The sequence below is a fragment of the Alkalihalobacillus sp. MEB130 genome, from assembly GCF_032335535.1.
Taxonomy (GTDB): domain Bacteria; phylum Bacillota; class Bacilli; order Bacillales; family Bacillaceae_D; genus Halalkalibacter.
The window spans coordinates 1-2910 of record NZ_JAOANA010000050.1 but is presented as its reverse complement, the minus strand read 5'-3'; the positions used below and the strand labels follow the sequence as shown (position 1 = coordinate 2910).

Here is a 2910-nt window from a genome sequence, read left to right as displayed (position 1 = left end):
GTGGCGATAGCGAAGAGGTCACACCCGTTCCCATGCCGAACACGGTCGTTAAGCTCTTTTGCGCCGATGGTAGTTGGGGGCTTCCCCCTGTGAGAGTAGGACGTTGCCAGGCTTTTATAGGACTAACTGTGTTAGTCCTATTTTGTTCTGTAATATTGGGGCCTTAGCTCAGCTGGGAGAGCGCCTGCCTTGCACGCAGGAGGTCAGCGGTTCGATCCCGCTAGGCTCCACCAAGTATTTCATGCCAATTTCGGTGTAGATGAGCTAGCTAGTGCATACGGTTCATTTACGAATGAGATATGAGGTTGTGTGGGGGAATTCATGGCTGCCACAATTATAAAGAGGACCCTTAGCTCAGTTGGTCAGAGCACTCGGCTCATAACCGATTGGTCGTAGGTTCGAGTCCTACAGGGTCCACCACTAAATAATACGGAGGAGTACCCAAGTCCGGCTGAAGGGATCGGTCTTGAAAACCGACAGGCGGGTTAAACCGCGCGGGGGTTCGAATCCCTCCTCCTCCGCCATTTATAGAGATTGTGGTTCTGACATTTGTGGGTTGATTCCGATCATCGCTCCATAAGAAGAACAATCTATTGGGCTATCGCCAAGCGGTAAGGCAACGGATTTTGATTCCGTCATGCGTAGGTTCGAATCCTGCTAGCCCAGCCATTACATGCGGAAGTAGTTCAGTGGTAGAACACCACCTTGCCAAGGTGGGGGTCGCGAGTTCGAATCTCGTCTTCCGCTCTTTATTTAAATATTTTCATTAAAAGTCCTAGCCGGGGTGGTGGAATTGGCAGACACACAGGACTTAAAATCCTGCGGTAGGTGACTACCGTGCCGGTTCAAGTCCGGCCCTCGGCACCAATTAAATAAGCGCCCTTAGCTCAGCTGGATAGAGTGTTTGACTACGAATCAAAAGGTCGGGAGTTCGAATCTCTCAGGGCGCGCTCTTAAAATATATACGGGAAGTGGCTCAGCTTGGTAGAGCACCTGGTTTGGGACCAGGGGGTCGCAGGTTCAAATCCTGTCTTCCCGACCAGAGAGTCAAATAATGTAACATGCGGGTGTAGTTTAGTGGTAAAACCTCAGCCACGAGTAATGCTTCTGCCGAATAAGCTACGAGTTGTCTCGACGCATTTGCTTCTGCGAATTACTAGAAGAGGAAGAGACATGTTTGGTCGGTTTTAATTTTATGGTGCAAATCAATTCAACATGCGGGTGTAGTTTAGTGGTAAAACCTCAGCCTTCCAAGCTGATGTCGTGAGTTCGATTCTCATCACCCGCTCTTAGGAAATTACTGTGGGCCTGTAGCTCAGCTGGTTAGAGCGCACGCCTGATAAGCGTGAGGTCGGTGGTTCGAGTCCACTCAGGCCCATTTTATTCCACAGTAGCTCAGTGGTAGAGCAATCGGCTGTTAACCGATCGGTCGTAGGTTCGAGTCCTACCTGTGGAGCCATATATGGCCCGTTGGTCAAGCGGTTAAGACACCGCCCTTTCACGGCGGTAACACGGGTTCGAATCCCGTACGGGTCACCATAATAGTGGAGGATTAGCTCAGCTGGGAGAGCACCTGCCTTACAAGCAGGGGGTCGGCGGTTCGATCCCGTCATCCTCCACCATTTCTTTAAAACGACGCGGGGTGGAGCATGTAGCGAAACATCATCGATTAATCTTCGACATGTCTTGACGCATATACTTCTAAGTGTTGCTAGAAGAGGAAAAGACAACATCATTGAAAAGCATCATCGGTTTACTTTAAAACGACGCGGGGTGGAGCAGCCTGGTAGCTCGTCGGGCTCATAACCCGAAGGTCGGCGGTTCAAATCCGTCCCCCGCAATACCATATGGTCCGGTAGTTCAGTTGGTTAGAATGCCTGCCTGTCACGCAGGAGGTCGCGGGTTCGAGTCCCGTCCGGACCGCCATTTAAATAATCTTGTGGCTCAGTAGCTCAGTCGGTAGAGCAATGGACTGAAAATCCATGTGTCGGCGGTTCGATTCCGTCCTGAGCCACCATTTGCCGGCCTAGCTCAATTGGTAGAGCAACTGACTTGTAATCAGTAGGTTGGGGGTTCAAGTCCTCTGGCCGGCACCATTTTTCTTATTCATTATTCATGGATACTATCTATGAAAAAGGCAAGAGCCATTAGCTCAGTTACGAGCAAAGCGCCTTGAACTGCTACGAGTTGTTCTGACGCAATCAGCAACGGAGCTTAACTAGTAGAGGAAAGAACAGGTAAAACGGCGAAGCAATACATCGTCCGTAATCATCATGAGATACTTCATTGAATAAAAAGCAAGAGCCATTAGCTCAGTTGGTAGAGCATCTGACTTTTAATCAGAGGGTCGAAGGTTCGAGTCCTTCATGGCTCACCATTACTATTAATTTTATCTGCGGGTGTGGCGGAATTGGCAGACGCGCTAGACTTAGGATCTAGTGTCTTATGACGTGGGGGTTCGACTCCCTTCACCCGCACCATTTATTACCAAGAAGAATTCTATGAAAAAGGGTTGCAGGTAATAGGTGAATCTGATATATTAGTAATTGTCTCTGCTAAATGCAGTGTTTTACTTTCAGAAGTGATTGCGCAGAACTTGGTGTTGTGATATAATAAATTATGTTACTTCACTTCCAAAGTGATGCAGAAAATAGTTCTTTGAAAACTGAACAAAAGCCAAGCGAATTAAAGAGATTATTAAATCTCGTCAATTTTTATCATCGTTTTATTAAAAATGATGAAGTATCGTTAGCGATACATTTTGAGCTATGTTCCATCACTAAAGTGATGAAACTCAAACACTTTTATGGAGAGTTTGATCCTGGCTCAGGACGAACGCTGGCGGCGTGCCTAATACATGCAAGTCGAGCGGACTGATTAAGAGCTTGCTCTTATGACGTTAGCGGCGGA

Annotated in this window: 19 tRNA genes and 2 rRNA genes; all 21 read left to right on the top strand. The window is 47.9% G+C overall.

What is annotated here, in order from left to right:
• Nucleotides 1-112: ribosomal RNA gene (gene rrf, locus N0O92_RS23545) — 5S ribosomal RNA — on the top strand; the annotation flags it as partial.
• A gap of 45 nt (nt 113-157) precedes the next feature.
• A tRNA-Ala gene (locus N0O92_RS23540) sits at nt 158-233 on the top strand.
• Nucleotides 234-343: 110 nt separating this feature from the next.
• A tRNA-Ile gene (locus tag N0O92_RS23535) sits at nt 344-420 on the top strand.
• A gap of 11 nt (nt 421-431) precedes the next feature.
• A tRNA-Ser gene (locus N0O92_RS23530) sits at nt 432-524 on the top strand.
• 70 nt (nt 525-594) lie between these two features.
• Nucleotides 595-669: transfer RNA gene (locus tag N0O92_RS23525), tRNA-Gln, on the top strand.
• Between the two features lie 6 nt (nt 670-675).
• Nucleotides 676-747, top strand: a tRNA-Gly gene (locus tag N0O92_RS23520).
• A 31-nt stretch (nt 748-778) separates the two neighbouring features.
• Nucleotides 779-867 (top strand) — tRNA-Leu (locus N0O92_RS23515).
• 9 nt (nt 868-876) lie between these two features.
• Nucleotides 877-950 (top strand) — tRNA-Arg (locus N0O92_RS23510).
• Between the two features lie 15 nt (nt 951-965).
• Nucleotides 966-1042 (top strand) — tRNA-Pro (locus tag N0O92_RS23505).
• 175 nt (nt 1043-1217) lie between these two features.
• Nucleotides 1218-1288, top strand: a tRNA-Gly gene (locus N0O92_RS23500).
• Between the two features lie 16 nt (nt 1289-1304).
• Nucleotides 1305-1378 (top strand) — tRNA-Ile (locus N0O92_RS23495).
• Nucleotides 1379-1384: 6 nt separating this feature from the next.
• Nucleotides 1385-1459, top strand: a tRNA-Asn gene (locus N0O92_RS23490).
• Between the two features lie 5 nt (nt 1460-1464).
• Nucleotides 1465-1539: transfer RNA gene (locus N0O92_RS23485), tRNA-Glu, on the top strand.
• 7 nt (nt 1540-1546) lie between these two features.
• Nucleotides 1547-1622: transfer RNA gene (locus N0O92_RS23480), tRNA-Val, on the top strand.
• A gap of 145 nt (nt 1623-1767) precedes the next feature.
• Nucleotides 1768-1841, top strand: a tRNA-Met gene (locus N0O92_RS23475).
• 8 nt (nt 1842-1849) lie between these two features.
• Nucleotides 1850-1926, top strand: a tRNA-Asp gene (locus N0O92_RS23470).
• A 15-nt stretch (nt 1927-1941) separates the two neighbouring features.
• A tRNA-Phe gene (locus tag N0O92_RS23465) sits at nt 1942-2017 on the top strand.
• Nucleotides 2018-2020: 3 nt separating this feature from the next.
• A tRNA-Thr gene (locus N0O92_RS23460) sits at nt 2021-2096 on the top strand.
• Nucleotides 2097-2301: 205 nt separating this feature from the next.
• Nucleotides 2302-2377, top strand: a tRNA-Lys gene (locus N0O92_RS23455).
• Nucleotides 2378-2395: 18 nt separating this feature from the next.
• Nucleotides 2396-2480: transfer RNA gene (locus N0O92_RS23450), tRNA-Leu, on the top strand.
• 323 nt (nt 2481-2803) lie between these two features.
• A 16S ribosomal RNA gene (locus N0O92_RS23445) occupies nt 2804-2910 on the top strand; the annotation flags it as partial.